This window comes from Roseiconus nitratireducens (assembly GCF_008629675.1).
In the GTDB taxonomy this organism is placed as follows: Bacteria; Planctomycetota; Planctomycetia; order Pirellulales; family Pirellulaceae; genus Stieleria; species Stieleria nitratireducens.
On sequence record NZ_VWOX01000001.1, the window covers coordinates 269628 to 283305 of the forward strand.

Annotated in this window: 14 protein-coding genes and 1 tRNA gene; 3 read left to right on the plus strand and 12 right to left on the minus strand. The window is 58.4% G+C overall.

Annotation, left to right across the window (positions count from 1 at the left end):
• Nucleotides 1-77: 77 nt before the first annotated feature.
• Together FYK55_RS00830 and FYK55_RS00835 are read left to right on the plus strand one after the other, a co-directional pair.
• A complete protein-coding gene (locus FYK55_RS00830) occupies nt 78-2420 on the plus strand; it encodes an esterase (RefSeq protein ID WP_161604229.1) in 2343 nt (780 codons plus the stop codon).
• A 67-nt stretch (nt 2421-2487) separates the two neighbouring features.
• Complete coding sequence (locus tag FYK55_RS00835; RefSeq protein ID WP_150074103.1) at nt 2488-2964, plus strand: hypothetical protein; 477 nt, start codon at nt 2488-2490, stop codon at nt 2962-2964.
• A 59-nt stretch (nt 2965-3023) separates the two neighbouring features.
• On the opposite strand, the gene FYK55_RS00840 is transcribed toward FYK55_RS00835, so the two are convergent.
• The 4 genes from FYK55_RS00840 to FYK55_RS00855 all read right to left on the minus strand — a co-directional run bounded on the left by FYK55_RS00840 (nt 3024) and on the right by FYK55_RS00855 (nt 6326).
• Nucleotides 3024-3109 (minus strand) — tRNA-Leu (locus FYK55_RS00840).
• A gap of 73 nt (nt 3110-3182) precedes the next feature.
• A complete protein-coding gene (locus FYK55_RS00845; RefSeq protein ID WP_150074104.1) occupies nt 3183-4619 on the minus strand; it encodes a tyrosine-type recombinase/integrase in 1437 nt (478 codons plus the stop codon).
• A gap of 613 nt (nt 4620-5232) precedes the next feature.
• On the minus strand, nt 5233-5595 hold the full coding sequence (locus FYK55_RS00850; RefSeq protein WP_150074105.1) for a hypothetical protein: 363 nt from the start codon (nt 5593-5595) through the stop codon (nt 5233-5235).
• A gap of 107 nt (nt 5596-5702) precedes the next feature.
• Nucleotides 5703-6326 (minus strand): hypothetical protein, encoded by a 624-nt coding sequence (locus tag FYK55_RS00855; protein ID WP_150074106.1) that lies wholly within the window; start codon nt 6324-6326, stop codon nt 5703-5705.
• A gap of 1067 nt (nt 6327-7393) precedes the next feature.
• Here FYK55_RS00855 and FYK55_RS00860 point away from each other — a divergent pair.
• Nucleotides 7394-7792, plus strand: a complete 399-nt coding sequence (locus FYK55_RS00860) for a hypothetical protein (protein WP_150074107.1) — start codon at nt 7394-7396, stop codon at nt 7790-7792.
• A gap of 185 nt (nt 7793-7977) precedes the next feature.
• Here the strand turns inward: FYK55_RS00860 and FYK55_RS00865 are convergent, their stop codons facing one another.
• From FYK55_RS00865 to FYK55_RS00895, 8 genes are all read right to left on the minus strand, one after another.
• Complete coding sequence (locus FYK55_RS00865; RefSeq protein WP_161604230.1) at nt 7978-9138, minus strand: tyrosine-type recombinase/integrase; 1161 nt, start codon at nt 9136-9138, stop codon at nt 7978-7980.
• Between the two features lie 51 nt (nt 9139-9189).
• Nucleotides 9190-9420 (minus strand): sn-glycerol-1-phosphate dehydrogenase, encoded by a 231-nt coding sequence (locus tag FYK55_RS00870; RefSeq protein ID WP_150074109.1) that lies wholly within the window; start codon nt 9418-9420, stop codon nt 9190-9192.
• A 301-nt stretch (nt 9421-9721) separates the two neighbouring features.
• A complete protein-coding gene (locus FYK55_RS00875; RefSeq protein WP_150074110.1) occupies nt 9722-10270 on the minus strand; it encodes a hypothetical protein in 549 nt (182 codons plus the stop codon).
• A 145-nt stretch (nt 10271-10415) separates the two neighbouring features.
• Nucleotides 10416-11576, minus strand: a complete 1161-nt coding sequence (locus tag FYK55_RS00880) for a GYF domain-containing protein (protein WP_150074111.1) — start codon at nt 11574-11576, stop codon at nt 10416-10418.
• 51 nt (nt 11577-11627) lie between these two features.
• Nucleotides 11628-11870 carry a helix-turn-helix domain-containing protein gene (locus FYK55_RS30060; protein WP_150074112.1) on the minus strand — a complete coding sequence of 81 codons (243 nt, stop codon included), beginning with the start codon at nt 11868-11870 and terminating at the stop codon, nt 11628-11630.
• Nucleotides 11864-12379: a hypothetical protein gene (locus FYK55_RS00890; RefSeq protein WP_150074113.1), complete on the minus strand. Its 516-nt coding sequence runs from the start codon at nt 12377-12379 to the stop codon at nt 11864-11866. Before FYK55_RS00890 ends, FYK55_RS30060 begins: the two co-directional genes overlap by 7 nt.
• A gap of 17 nt (nt 12380-12396) precedes the next feature.
• The gene (locus FYK55_RS28870) at nt 12397-13182 is read right to left on the minus strand and encodes a hypothetical protein (RefSeq protein ID WP_161604231.1); all 786 of its coding nucleotides are present in this window, start codon (nt 13180-13182) and stop codon (nt 12397-12399) included.
• Nucleotides 13183-13268: 86 nt separating this feature from the next.
• Nucleotides 13269-13676, minus strand: coding sequence for a hypothetical protein (locus tag FYK55_RS00895; protein WP_150074114.1), 408 nt, complete (start codon nt 13674-13676; stop codon nt 13269-13271).
• Between the last annotated feature and the right edge of the window lie 2 nt (nt 13677-13678).

The window sequence follows — 13678 nt, forward strand, 5'->3', positions numbered from 1 at the left end:
TTCCATGGAGAGCGGCCGCCCGTTTGGTTTGGAAGCTGGGCCGCAATCCTGGTTCTTTCCCTTCCCCGGATTTCGTCGTGAAGCATTTGCACTGCTTAGCCCTGCTCATCGCGGTGGCTGCCCTGCCCCGGTTGGCCGTTGCGGCGGGGCTTTCACCCGAGGTTCACCGGGATGCCCGCGTCACGTTTCGCGTGATTGCTCCACACGCGTCCAAAGTGTTGGTTTTGGGCGACTGGCTGAAACGCGGCGAAGAATTGCCGATGGCCCAGGGCCAGGACGGGATGTGGTCGGCGACCGCCGGTCCCTTTCCGCCGGGGAATCACATCTACGGATTCGAGATCGACGGCGTCCAGGTGCCGGATCCGGAGAACGCGTCGGTCAAACTGCGTGCCTCCCGCGCGGGGTCTTACTTCCATATACCGGGCGACGCGGTGTGGCAGGCCGCCGAGGTTCCGCACGGCAACGTCGAGATCAATTTCCACCAATCCGAACTGCTGGGCGACACGCGTTGGTTTTCCGTCTACACACCGCCCGGGTACGACAAGGATCACCAGAAACAGTATCCGGTGCTGTACCTGTTGCACGGTTCGAACGACACGCCCATCGGCTGGGTGATGATCGGCGCCGCGAATTTCATCCTGGATAATTTGATCCGGCGAGACGATGCCGCGGAAATGATTGTCGTGATGCCCTTCGGACATGCCGTTGCGCATGGATCGCCCAGCGAATTGCAAAAGACGAACACGCGGAGATTCGAAGCCTATCTGATGCAAGAGGTGATCCCGACGGTGGAACGCAAGTACCGGGTTCGAACCTCGCCAAAAGATCGGGCCATCGCGGGACTGTCGATGGGCGGTGGCCAAGCCATCACCATCGGGCTGACGCATCTGGACCGGTTCAGCGTGATTGCTTCGTTCAGCGGCGCCGTTCCGATTGACAAGGACGGCACGGAGGCGGAGCAGCTTTCCGAGGTCCTGGCTCGGGCCGATGACGTGAACCAGGCCCTCGATCTATTCTGGATCGGATGTGGGAAAGACGACTTCTTGATAGAGCGAAACCAGAATTTTGTGCGGTTGCTTCAGGAGCAGGGGATCAACCATCAGTTTCGGCTCAGCGAGGGAGTCCACAACTACCACGTCTGGCGTCAGTACCTCACCAGTCTCCTGCCGGCGCTGTTTCGACCTGATTCCGCCCCGGCGGGCACGACCGGCAACGCGGACAACGTGGCGTACCTTGGACGCAGCGATCCAGGCGGCAATCCCGTCCGGCTGGCAAAGCGAACCGGTCACGTCTCGAATTACGACCAGACGCAAGTGCCCGCCTATGAGTTGCCTGATCCGCTGCAGATGCAGGATGGAACAAGGGTCACGACGGCTGACCAGTGGCAGCGTCGACGGCAGGAGATCCTTGGCTTTTACCAACAACAGATTTATGGGCAAGTCCCGGAGAATGCTCCCGGTGTCACCTGGAAGGTGATGGAAACCGACGAAGGCTCCCGAGGTGATGCGACAACAAAGAAGATCGAAGGAACCGTCGGTGCGGCGGATCAAGAAGACGCGCCCAAATTGCACGTCACATTGCACGTTCCCAAAACGGCGAAAGGTCCCGTCCCAGTACTGCTGAACCTCTCATTCTTCGGAGGCGAGTTTCCGCGTCGGGCCGGCGGGCCGCCGCGATTTGATCCGATCGCCGAGGTACTTGCGCACGGTTGGGCCTTCGCCCAGATCGGCTACAACGACATCCAACCCGATCGCCCGAATGCGTTCAACCGAGGAGTCATCGGATTGACGTTACCCGAGGGCCATTCCGAACCAGCCGCCGACCAATGGGGCACCATCAGCGCCTGGGCGTGGGGCGCCAGCCGTGTCGTTGACTACCTGCAGACCGACGACGACATCAACGAAGACCGCATTGCGATCACCGGAGCATCGCGACTCGGCAAGACGGCGCTTTGGGCGGCTGCGAATGACCAGCGGATCCACAGCGTTTTTAGCGTCGTACCGGGCGAGATGGGGGCTTCGCTGATACGACGTGACTGGGGCGAAACGCTGGACGACATGGCACAGAATTTCCCCTGGCAGTTCGCAGGCAATCTGCAACGTTGGGTGGGCCGTTGGAACGAACTGCCGGTTGATCAGCATCTGTTGATCGCTGCCATCGCCCCTCGTTCCGTCTATATCAACGGTGGCGTCAGCGATCAGTGGAGCGATCCCAAGGGAGAGTTTTTGGCGATGGTCGCCGCCGAACCGGTGTACCGACTTTTGGGCGGCACAGGCCTTGGTACCGAAACACTTCCAGAACTGGACCAGCCGATCGTGTCAGGGCAATTGGGGTTCCACTATCACTCGCAGGGACATCGTGCGGTCCCGGAAGACTGGAAACAGTTCTTGAAGTTCGCCGATCGACACGCATCACCATAGCCGTTCAAGTTGGCGCACCGCTTGGACCGCAGGGACCCGCGAAGCACCAAAGGATTGAGAGACGACAATGATGAGTGATGACGGTGAAAGTTCAAGGAAAACGCAACCGCGTGGTTTCCGATGGTCGATCGGCACGGCGTTGCTGTGGGTGGCGATTGCCGGGTTGGTGGCCAATTCGATCATGATGCATCGACGTACCACGTTGTTGCAGCAAAAGATCGACCATCAACAGCGAGAAATGAGTGCACTTCGGCCACTGCCACCCGAAGAAGTCGCCAGCCAATTTGAGCGAAGCACGACGCTGGGTCCGATCACGACTTCCGTGAAAGATGTCCGTTACTCACCCGAAAAGGATGCTTACAGGATTGAATTTGGATGGACGGACGCAACCACGGGCAAACAATGGTTCACCGATGTTGAATTGAAATCGGACGGGTATGGCACCTACTATGGCCAGATCCGCAACCATCCGTTCATTGAGCCGCTTGGACGCGAAGAGTTTTATGCGGTTTCGGTGAGGACTCCCTCGCCCTTGGCGGAGTAGCTGGACGATGCCACCCTCAATCCAAAACACCGTCACGCGTCCGCTGTCGCAAAAACCAGTGCCCGAGGCGGGACTCGAACCCGCACAGCCGTAACCGGCCGGGGGATTTTAAATCCCCTGTGTCTGCCAATTCCACCACCCGGGCAGGTGTCGTAAATTACCGAGCGAAAAGCTGATTGGGGTCTGCAGGAAATAGCCCCGAAATGGCTCATGGTGCCTTAAACGTCACAATATTGCGCGGGACTGTCGACCGGCTTCTCCATGATCGCGGCAAGTTTTACCGGGGCTTGTTCCGTCTGGCCAGGGAATAGGTGCCCGTAAGTGTCCATTGTCAGGGTGATCGTCGCGTGTCGCATTACGGTTTGGACCACTTTTGGGTGTTCGCCGGCCAGAGCGAGCCAAGCCCCGCAGGTGTGGCGAAGCGAGTGAAAGACGAGCGATTCGTTGTCGTGGTTCGTTTTGGTCAGGAAGTCGGACTCTCCGGCGTCGGTTCGTTCTGCCTCCGGGAGAGACTTCAGCCAGGTCTCGCGGGCTTCCAACAGGTCAGATTCCAGCCCCGCAGAGAGTTCTTCCAGGGAGACAATGCCGAACACCGGGGATCGGACTCGGCCCCGGCTGACGTGCTTCCGCAGGTCGCCGGCCAGCTTTTTGTCGATGTACTGCTTTGCCGGCTTCCGGTTCTTTGTCCCCGCTGGCTTGCAGAGCAGGTGCGGAGTTTCGGCTGCGAGGATCATCTTTCCGCGTGTGAGGCCGCCGAGCTCGCTCGCCCGAAGTCCGGTCTGGATGGCGGTCCGGTACAGCAGCAGTCGCTCGGGTGGCTTCATGCCATTGCGTTTGCGCTTTGATTTCTGCAGGGCCATTTGCAGCCAGGGCCATTCCTCGGGCAACAGCATCCGTCGCTCGTATCGCCGATCTGCTTGCGGGTCCGGCTTGCTGACCATCGATAGCGGATCCAGTTGCAGGCGGTGGTGATTGGCCAGCCAGCGGGTGAAGCTTTTGACCGACTGGAGACGCGCCTCGATTGTTCGTGCGGATGAACCGCCAGTCTTGAGCGTTTCAACGTGTTTGGAAACGTCGTCGGAATTGATGTCGCGGATCGCTTTCCATTTACCAGCTTCGGCAAACTCCCTGATGTGGCGTCGCATTCGCTGCCGGTGATCCTCGGTTCCGCCCTTCACCGCTCGGAAGGAGATGAACGCCTCGAGGTGATCTTCTAGCGGGGTCGCTCCATGGGCGGCTAGCTTTTCCGTCGTTTCATCGATGACACCCGCGGCGCGTTGTTGTGCGTCGGCTTCCCACTTTGCCGCGATCCGTTCAGCAGCTCTTTTGTCGCTGGTACCGGTCGATCGGCGTTTCCGTTCATCCGGACCGCTGCGGTAGTCGCCAATCCAGTACGGGTCGACCTGAAGCACAAACTCCCCGGTGTGGTCGATTGGCGCGGTGATGGTCTGGTTTCGTTTGTTCGTCCACGTTGCCGAACGGACGATTATCTTCTCCCCGTCGACGATGGCGGTGCGTTTGCAGCCAGTCCGATCGGTCCATGAAGCTACTCCGGCCTCAACTTCCGCCCCAGGCGGAACCGACTTCTCTGTCTGGACGATTGCCGCGATTACTGGGATCGGTTTGCGGTGGGTCCGCTTAAAAACGCTTGCCATTTAAGCGTGGGGAAGCTCGCCTTCCTGGTGACGGGTGCTGACTCCTGAAGTCAAAACGGGGGAAGCCGCTCAGGAAAGCGGCGCTTGGTGATCAGACTATCCCCTGGGCGCATAGTACCAGGAAACGTACGGTACGCAAAAACGCGCCGAGGCGGAGCGGTCGAATCGCACCTAGTGATTCGGAATTGATTTCGGATGGACCTAGCTGCCCGTTAAGTCAGGTCCATCTATGCCCCAAGGCTTAACGACCTCGGAACGTTCCGCAAGCTGCTTTGGTTGTTTCCGTTTGCTGATTTCCGCATTCGGTGCGCGAGAGGCGTTCAGATGCCACGGGATACCGTCCTCAGTTTCGAATCGAGCGACGTACCCCGTGGCAACCATATCTCGGTACAGCAAACGAACAACGCCGTAGGGCTTCTCACCCCACCTCTTTTTGGCATACGCGATCGCGTCTGCTTCGCCAAAACCTCTTTCCAAGAACAGGGAGAATTTTGGCTTCTTGTAGTAGTTGGATGCGGGCCGATTCTGTGATTCAGACCAGTAATGCTCACTGGGAACCACCCAGATCAAAGCATCCGTGGGCTCTGGCTCCTGTCCTTCAACTGGCACAAAACTACTCGCCCCGCACCCATGTTAGCAATCCTTTGATCCGGTCCTCGTAGGCACGTACGTGCCCCTGAGAACCAGATGCGGGCTGGGTAATCTCGTCTTCTTCGAACTGATCGTTTGAGAAATCGGATTTCAAGAAATATACCGACCCATCAGCTTCGACCTCGATTTCGAGAGATCTATCGCCAGCGCGCCAGTCGAACTGCAATCCTCCGTCAGCGGTCGGTCGGACCTCGGGAACATTTCTTGCTACCCACCCCCTCCGAATAAACTGCTTCGCCACATGAATGGCGTCCTCGGAAGGCGCAATAGCGCCGTCGTCGTCCCAGCCATCGTTTAGTGAACGCAATTCGTCAACGCGATGCATGAGCCGCTGCTCCGCTGCAGGATCGTAAACTGATGATGTCCATCCTGGCTCTTTCGAAAGTCCTGCAGAGCTGGGCGTACTGCACGAATTAGATGGTGCTGTCTTAGTCATGGTGCAACTTTCAGAGGGGAGGGAGAAAGTTCTAAATTCAAAGGATCACAAACAGTGGTGGCCAGAGAATCCAGGGCTTTGGGGAGGGAATCGATTCGTTCCGCAAGCTCCGATGCGTCCGAATCCAGTGTTTCCGCGTTCGCTGTGGCTTTCACAACACGCTTGTCTTGCTCAAGTGAGAACTCTTGGACAACACGGGCCGACGGGGGAAACTTCAACGTAAGTGCACGGGACGTCGGGAGGCACGCGCCAAACAAGCTGTCCGGAACGCTTTTATTGAACACCGGCAAATCGTCATCGCTTTCGAGCCTTCCTGAGTAGTGTCGGTTCGCACCAAGCGCCGTCATTGGCGTCTCTGGGAGCGATAGCAGGATTTGCTTCATCGCGGGCACGCAGTCACGACCGGCATCTTCGCAGCGAATTTCCACCCTGTGAGGTTCGATCGTTAAAATCAGATCGCCAGCCGTAACCCGAAACCCCGGACGCGAGAGCGCCAATTCGAAGCGATCAGGTTCCTTGGAGACAACGTTCTGCTTCACCAACCACTTCGGCTCAAAGATGTAGATGTTGAAGGAACCAACCGCGACAACGCTCATTGCTTCAAATTCGAGCTTTGTCACAACACATGCCTTTACCACTGGATCTTGGGTGGAACCGTCTGGGAACTGGAATCCGACCTTGAATTTGAGCGACAGAGACTAGTTTAGCCGCTCTTTCAGTACAAGACGGGTCAGTACTACACATTGTTCGCACTTCGATGCAATGCGTATGCCGAATCGAGGCTTTAGGCAAAATCAATGGCCCTTTTGTAGCAAAATAGGCCGCTAGGGCTGCCAGTGCGGCCCAATCGCTCTAAATGGGGGCGAGGTCATCGCGGCCGCTCGCAATTCCGCCCACTACCGCCATCTTTGGTGGCAGTCCTGACTACCCAGCGGCAATTTCCCGGTGCCAAATATTGATATTCGGCGGGTTTCCGACTTGGCGGCGTGCCCTTCGGCTCCTGAAGCGTGCGAGTGGCCGCGGGAGCGTGCGAGGAGCGACAGGTGTTCCCGCGAGATTCATAGCTGGAATGTTCATTGGCGAGTTCTTGCATGCGCGGGCTTCGTCCGCTTGGGTGACAGCGGCTGGCTGTTCCATCGCGATTTTCAGGACGTGTTCCGACCTGGCAGTGCACCACGGTCTGGGTTTCTTGTTAGTTGGTTGCCGGCGTTCTGGGGCGTCCTGAACGGCCGGCGACGTTGCCGCGGCTCTGCTGCGAGTCCGCGGATCGGGTAAGCCGGCGGGCCGGCCGCGATCGTGTCTCTCACACCACGACCGGGCCCGCGTCGTCGGCGGACCCGTCACGCCTGCCGTGAGTGGGGTATGGTGGTGGTGGCCGGCGGGCGGGGCAGACCGCCGGCCTCTTTTCCGACGGATCAGTGCGAGACAGTCACCAGACCGCACGCAGCCGTTGCCAGGCGTGCGATAAGTCCGGGGCGTCTCTTCGCGGCCTGTTCTTAGTTGCCGTTCTGATTCTCATCGTTGCCGTCGTTCTGGCGTACCTGTTCATTGCGAGGGAGCTGCCCCGACTGAACCCATCGCGGGAATGACCCGGGCGACTTGGGGACGCAAACTGCGATTCCGCCAGATTGCTGAACCGTGGTACCCTCCGGGGCTACACGTCCCCGAATTCACACGGAGCAAGAAAATGGGAATCCCTCAATGCGTGATGTCGCTAGCGTTCGCCATTGGTGCCTCGCTGTCCTGCCTTGCGGCGGATGTCCAAAACGCCAACGAACCCCAGAAATTGCGATTTGAAGTTCAACCAGACGATGGCGGGATTCTGCTTTTGCCGGCGTCTGTTGGTGTCGGCGCATCTGACGTAACGGGCCTATTTGTCACGTGCGAGCGTGTTCAGTTTCGTGGATCGCAAGCCGTTTTCGTCAACGCAAGCTGCGCATCCGATGGTAATAGTTTCATCACTGGTACGCGTTTGACAATCTCGGCGAAGTCGCCGACGAGTTTATCGGTGAACGTTTCCGACGATGCCCGAATCGAGTTCACTTCTGCAAAAGCCAAGAAGGAATTTCTGCGGACGCAGAAGTGAATGATTCTTTGAGTGCTGACCCGGCCGGCGCGGACTTCGTCCCCTTGGGTGACAGCGGCTGGCTGTTCCATCGCGAATTTCGGGGACTGTTCCGGCCTGGCGGTGTGCCGGGTCTGGGTTTCTTGTTGGTTCAGCGCCGGCGTCCTGGGGCGTCCTGAACGGCCGGCGACATTGGATCCAGGCTGTCAGCCGGGCAGCTGCATCAACGCGGTGCAGAATTCGCCCGGGGTGCACTCAGCCGCGTCACCGACAGCGGACTCCGAGTGCCCCGCAGCAAGCCAGATCGCGTCCGCGTTCCGTTTCGCGTTCTCGCCCACGTAGAACTTCAAGGTCGTCTCGATCGACTTGTGACGCATCATCGCTTGGAGGACCGGGGGCATCACCTTCGTGGACCAACGGGCCCCGAACGATCGCCGGAAGTCGTGGATCGTTGCGAATCGATCTTCGCCGGCAGTGTTGTGACCGACGATCACGCCGGCCTTTCTGCCAGCTTGCGCGATCCTCTTTTCGACGGTTCTCTTGGTGACGAATCCGCCACGCATGCCGGTCCACTTGAACACCTGGCCGCGACGATCTGCAGGGTCGACCGCCCGCAGTAGGTGCGCGAAGTCGGGCGTCATTGGGACTTTACGATGCCGGCCGCCTTTCTCATGCTCCGCCGAAATCGCGATCATCGGCCGGTCCCCGTCCAAATCCTCGACGTGGTGAAACCTGGACGGCTCCCAGGTGAACGCGAACGTCTCACCGCTGCGGAATCCGGACCGCCAAAGCGCTTCGAGGTTCCATGCCCAACGCGTCGCGCATTCCTTCCCGGCAACCTTCGGCAGCTGCATCGCGATGCGTTCCGCTTCCTCGCGGGTCAACGCGCGACCGTGGGATGATTCGACAACCTTGATCGGTGGCGGCGTCGGCCGCTCAGCGAGGATTCTGATCTGGACCGCCCATTTCAACGCGCTCATCAAATGATCTTGATAGGCGCGAACGGTCGCCGGCGACTTGCCCTCCTTGCGGAGTTTGGCCGCAAACTGGCTGAACTTCGCCTCGTCCAAATCTTGGATAAACCGAACGTTGCACAGCGATTCCAGGCGATTTGCCGCGGTGCGAAACGCTTCCGCCGTCTTCGGCTTTCCGCTGTCGAGGTGCTCGTCTTCATATCGATCTCGGAAGTCCGACCAGAGATCACATTCCCGGCCATTGTCGGCCAACCAACGAGTGACCAGGCCGGCGGCGAGCTTCGCCGCCTCCCTCTTGGTTCTGACTCCGCTGGATCCGAAATGCCACGGGGACCGCGCGTCCGCTCGGTACTTGATAACGATGTTGCGGCGATCGCTTCGCCGAACGAGCATCCATTCGGGCCCGGTGGCCCTCATTCTGTGTCGTCGCATGAGCCTGCACTCTCATTGCTCGGGGCGGTTCTTGGTGGCTTCGTGAAGTAGCTCACCGTTGACGAGTACCCTGCCCGCCACGGGGCTGGTCGGAAGGCCGTACGCTTTTAGCAACTTCAAAGCGGTGCGGCGGTCGCGAATGTCGAATGCCTCCATCATGACTTTCAACGTCACGACTTCATCCTTGCTGATGCTCGTCCGCTTGGGACTCTGCGCGGCCCTTTTCTCTTTCCGCTGATTCATGGCAATGCACAATCCTGCGCGGCACGAGGATCGTCCGCGCACGACAACGGCGTCGTACCTGTTGAGAACCGGGCGTCTACTCCCGGTCGGGGCCTTCGCTCGCCGGCCTGTGCCGGGTCACAGCTCGGGACTGATCCCACAAATACGACGCCGTTGTCATTTTCTAAATCTGAAAGAGTGGTAGACGTTTCGCTCTTGTCGCCGCCGCCATTTACAAGGCGGGGCCAAGTCGATTCGGTTCTCAGGCCAAATCAACGAGCGACTGAATCATGCCGCATCCGCAAGGCGGTGTCAAGTTTGTTCAGTTGCCATTTAACGCGTTCAGGAATTCCGCACCAATGAATGAGATCCGTACGAACGTGCTGTCGGGTGTGCCGCCGTTCTGAGCGTTGACTTCGAAGGTGAATCCTTTGTGGTCGAATTCCAGTTGTGCTTCTCCGTCCTCACTGGCCATTGTGACGGCTTCCGCGACTTTTGCCTCTATCACACCGTTTGCCGGTTTTGTTATGGCAGTCGGATGCGCCGTCCATTTCTCCCAAACGGCCTTTGCCGAATCAGCAGTCATGGGCGGGGCAACTTCAGCCGTGAATGTCGACCAATCAGCCGGCGAAAAGCCGATTGAAAACTCGCTCAGGTCCTCCCGATCAACGACGTCCCGCAGTCGATCGAGCATGAAGACGACATCCGGCTTCTTTTGATCGTCCGCGATGATCGATTCAGATTGAACCTGCTCGCGGGCTTCGGTCTCGGCCGGTTCATCAACCTGGTTCAGCTGCGGCGGGGCAGGTTCAGTGCGTGAATCGGAGCAACCGGCGACGATCGCCGCACAGAGTAGGAGGAGGGTTCGCATTTGTTTTTTGCCCACGGGAGCCAAGAAAGCCGGCGACTCCGAACTGCGCCAGGGGCACCCGGCGCAAATTGCAGGGGCAATTGCACGCCGGAGCCGCCGGTGTGCTGATCCTACCGTCCTAAGATGCTCCGTGCCACACAGGCGGTCAATCTTCGTCGGCATTCGTTTCCTTTGAAACTGTCGGAATCACATTTCCGAAGGGTTTCGCAAATTCGATCGATGCCGATTCCATTCTCGGGTTGTGTTTCACCATCACGCTGAACGGGCTCGTCTGGCCGGGAAGCAATGGCCGGTATTCGATGTAAGCGGAATCGGAAGTGATGAACCCACCCTCGGAGTCGAAGAAGCTCGCGACTGCTTTGACACCATCAAATGGGGAAGAAGATACATTCGTGATTTGGCCTTCAACTTGAACGTACTGTCCCCCGGGACTCAGGTGCCAATTCCAGCTTTCCAATTGCAGTCGCTGAACTTCCGGGGCAGGAACCTTAGCGGTAGTGGTCGGATCGCTCCGCCGGCTAGTGTCGGGCGGATCAACGAAAAAACCCACGATCCCGCAAACAATCAGTCCGACTATGAAGACGCCGGCAATGATCGATGTGGCTGACGAAGTTGACGAAGAAGGCGACCGCGACTTGTCGCCAGAGGCGGCTCCAAAAACGCACGCGATGTGTAAGACGATTCCCGGTATCACGAAAAACGCGTACCCCAGAAGAACCGCGATGAACCAAACAAATCCGTTTAGGATTTGCTGCTTATAAACCTGACCGAGACCAGGAATCACAACACTCAGCACCGCCGCAACTCCCGGATTCCAATTCTCCTGTCGCCCTGCTGAGTGACGTTTGACGTTGATTTGCGCATTCAGAAACTCACCGCAGTAACGACACTTGATCGCGGTCGAAAGGATTTGCTCACCACAATAGGGGCAGGATTTGTAATCCGTCTCAACAGATTGTGACGCTGGAAAATGCTCAAAAGATTCTGCTTCGGCCGGAGCGTTGAAATCCCCTAGAACGCTCGCGATTTGGTCATCAGCCACATTGCTCTTCGCTTCCCATGGCGCGGGAGGCGGTTCAACGGGCAGAGCGGGCAGCGGCTGGCTCTCACTCTCATTCCAGGTTTGATCCAACTCGGATTTGAACAGTCCGCGCACGCTCGCCGCTCGGACCCATTTCCCTGCAGATCCGATGCGAATTCGCGTTTCTGAATTGATCTGGCCTGTCTCTGCAAGCCTCTTGAGTTGCTTTGTCCTGAACGGCCCGAGAGTCTTGCCCTTGTGATCAACAAACCATTCGCGAGACATTTCCTACCCCAAAAACACACCGAAACCGCTCTTTCAGGCCCCGAGTGTACACTACCCCGCAGAGGTATTCCATTGCTTGGCGCACCAGGCGGTCACGACTCGATCGTTCCTCGTCACGGCGTGGCGTGCAATCAATCCGAGACGTTCCAGACCTGGCAGATGCCGCCGGATCGTATGTCGCGAAATCGAGTCGATGTTCTTGCGTTTCAGTTCCGAGTGGATCTCACCGACCGTTGAGCCTGTTCGATCGATTGCTTGCAGAATCCTACGATCTGTCCGATGCACCTCTAGCATTCGACCATTCCCGCGGAGTAAAGCCACGGCGGTGGTGGCCAGGCATCATCTTCGGGGATGCGGCCAGACAGTTCCCAGAGCAGCGAGGATCGTTCCGATTCCCCTCGGGCCAGAGCTTCCCGCCACTCTCGTCGGATCTTCTCTTGGCGTTCGTCGATGACCAACTCACCGCGGCGAATCATTCCCGAATCTCGCTCGATTTCCGTTGGTAGCGGCACCCACTCTGGATTGGCGACCGGTTCGACTTCGCCGCGGTACCGGCGCGGAAGGCAGACAGTGTCGCATGCCTCATCCAGACTGAGCCCGCGTTGCTGCAGGGAAAATGCCTCGCGGAGCTTGGTTGCGATCGACGTCCCGTACCGGGTCTCCGCGTCGATTGCTGGCGTTGGGGCCGGCGTGTTGCGTTTCGCCGGCGTGGTCTTTGCCGGTTCCGATATTCGCTTCCGTCGTCGTCGGACTTGGACAAATGTGCCGTCGTCGGGGCAGTCTAATAACGCTGTCGTTTCCATCCGCTGGATCCTTTCGATCAGCCGCACCCCATTGCACGCTCAATGGTTGACCGACTGAGAGGGCGTTTCGATGGTCTCTTTGGCCTGGGATTGTATCGGACGATTGGCGTTTTCAAATGCAACGCGATCAACTCCGTCCATGCCCGCCGATTCTTATCTCGCAACTTCGGGATGGAACATAGCGCCGGGTTAATGCCACTGGTGGTCATGGCCGGCGTCAGAAGTGTATGAGCCATAGCGAAGCTACCTTTAAAACTGGCCGGGAAGTGCCCGATCCGGATCTCGCAGGATTCGATGTCGGTATGGTCAGTTAGAACGCGGACCATCGTTCCGCTCAGGCTTGACTCGCGGGCGTCCGCTCGCATCCATAGACCGAAACCGCCGGGCTCCGGTTCGAAATTTGCCTGCGAAACAAACCGAATCACCTCTGCGCCAGCGCCGTTGTCGTCTTCAATGTCAAGCCGCTCGGCGATCCTCAGAAGGGCGTGAGCAGAGAATCCAGCAATCCACTCACCACCGTTGATCGGAACTCGTGGCCGGTGCTCAGGGTAGTAGATCGTTCGTCCCCCGACTTCTGCCGACCGAAGGCGAAACCAACGGAACTCGATCGCAGACCGTCGCAACTTCCCCGTGAAAGACCACGGCGGGCAGTGCTTCGAAAACAGATCCTTATCGACGCCAGCAACGATACTGAAGGCAAGACGGCCCCAAGCGTCATCGTCACCAGACCGAATGAGCCTGCGTTCGGATGCCGGCAATGCAACGGCGCGTTTGCGGTAGCTCTTGGACAGGGCTGCGATCAATGCCTCTGGCGGGTTGCCGAACTGTCGCAGATCCGGCATGCCATCGAACGCTCTTCGCAGAGCGTCTTGGGTGCATTTACGCTTGCTCATTTCCCGATCGCTCGCGAGATGTTCGCTTTCAGCAGCTCGATCGCGTCGCCCACACGTTCGCTCTCTGAGGTTCGTTCTGGCATTGTCGCGTGGGCGTTGCCGAGCAGTGCGAGAGGAAGATCGCCATGCTTGAGTAGTTTTTCAAAGAGAGGCGTGAGATTGCACTGCATCCGACTCTCGGCCAGTTGGTAGCCATAAACAACCTCCGTCAGATTGTTTCTCGCATCGATCAACGTTTTTTCCGACGCCGCCGCCGTCACGGGACGGGCCGGCGGCTCGAATCTCTGGCGAACAGCGCGGGCGGCGAGCAGTGGAGGCAGGAACGGCGAAGTGGGGCCGCATTGATCGATGGCTGCCTGGATTTCATCAACGCTCGGAAGATTTGAAAGGATGACGGTAGACATAA

Bases quoted from the DNA above. Each gene is read 5' to 3' on its own strand.
- FYK55_RS00880 (WP_150074111.1), bottom strand. From the start codon at position 11,576: ATGTCTCGCGAATGGTTTGTTGATCACAAGGGCAAGACTCTCGGGCCG.
- FYK55_RS00835 (WP_150074103.1), top strand. From the start codon at position 2,488: ATGATGAGTGATGACGGTGAAAGTTCAAGGAAAACGCAACCGCGTGGT.
- FYK55_RS00875 (WP_150074110.1), bottom strand. From the start codon at position 10,270: ATGCGAACCCTCCTCCTACTCTGTGCGGCGATCGTCGCCGGTTGCTCC.
- FYK55_RS00865 (WP_161604230.1), bottom strand. From the start codon at position 9,138: ATGCTCGTTCGGCGAAGCGATCGCCGCAACATCGTTATCAAGTACCGA.
- FYK55_RS00850 (WP_150074105.1), bottom strand. From the start codon at position 5,595: ATGCATCGCGTTGACGAATTGCGTTCACTAAACGATGGCTGGGACGAC.
- FYK55_RS00845 (WP_150074104.1), bottom strand. From the start codon at position 4,619: ATGGCAAGCGTTTTTAAGCGGACCCACCGCAAACCGATCCCAGTAATC.
- FYK55_RS30060 (WP_150074112.1), bottom strand. From the start codon at position 11,870: ATGCTAGAGGTGCATCGGACAGATCGTAGGATTCTGCAAGCAATCGAT.
- FYK55_RS00890 (WP_150074113.1), bottom strand. From the start codon at position 12,379: ATGGAAACGACAGCGTTATTAGACTGCCCCGACGACGGCACATTTGTC.
- FYK55_RS00895 (WP_150074114.1), bottom strand. From the start codon at position 13,676: ATGTCTACCGTCATCCTTTCAAATCTTCCGAGCGTTGATGAAATCCAG.
- FYK55_RS00870 (WP_150074109.1), bottom strand. From the start codon at position 9,420: ATGAATCAGCGGAAAGAGAAAAGGGCCGCGCAGAGTCCCAAGCGGACG.
- FYK55_RS00860 (WP_150074107.1), top strand. From the start codon at position 7,394: ATGGGAATCCCTCAATGCGTGATGTCGCTAGCGTTCGCCATTGGTGCC.